This is a genomic window from Rathayibacter tritici (genome assembly GCF_002932875.1).
GTDB classification, from domain to species: Bacteria; Actinomycetota; Actinomycetes; order Actinomycetales; family Microbacteriaceae; genus Rathayibacter; species Rathayibacter tritici.
Genome location: NZ_PSWS01000079.1, coordinates 1 through 601, shown reverse-complemented (window position 1 = coordinate 601; position 601 = coordinate 1). Strand labels below are relative to the sequence as shown.

The following is a 601-nucleotide window of genomic DNA, read 5'->3' as shown; positions in this document are numbered from 1 at the left end:
CACCATCGCTCAGTACACCCCGGGCGGAGCGATCGACGTTGTCATGCCGATCCCCGACTCCTCCCGCCCCGCCGCGATGCAGGTCGCGCAGAAGCTCGGGATCGCGTACCGGGAGGGCTTCTACAAGAATCGCTACGTCGGCCGGACGTTCATCATGCCGGGGCAGGCGGTCCGCAAGAAGTCGGTGCGGCAGAAGCTCAACGCGATGTCGAGCGAGTTCCAGGGCAAGAACGTGCTGATCGTCGACGACTCGATTGTGCGCGGCACCACGTCGAAGGAGATCGTCGAGATGGCGCGCGCGGCCGGCGCGAACACGGTCACCTTCGCCTCCGCCGCTCCCCCCGTGCGCTACCCGCACGTCTACGGGATCAACATGCCCTCGCGCCAGGAGCTGGTCGCGCACAACCGCCGCATCCCGGAAATCTCCGAGGCGATCGGCGCCGACCAGCTGATCTATCAGGAGGTCGCCGACATGAAGGCCGCGATTCTCGAGGGCTCGGACGTCACCGACCTCGAGACCAGCTGCTTCACGGGCGAGTACATCACCGGCACCGTCACACCGGAGTACCTCGACTGGGTGGAGCGCACGCAGCTGAGCTGA

General features: G+C 66.4%; 1 protein-coding gene. It reads left to right on the top strand.

The features are described from left to right. A partial coding sequence (locus tag C5D07_RS14770) for an amidophosphoribosyltransferase (RefSeq protein WP_258062097.1) occupies nt 1-601 on the top strand: 601 nt, incomplete at its 5' end.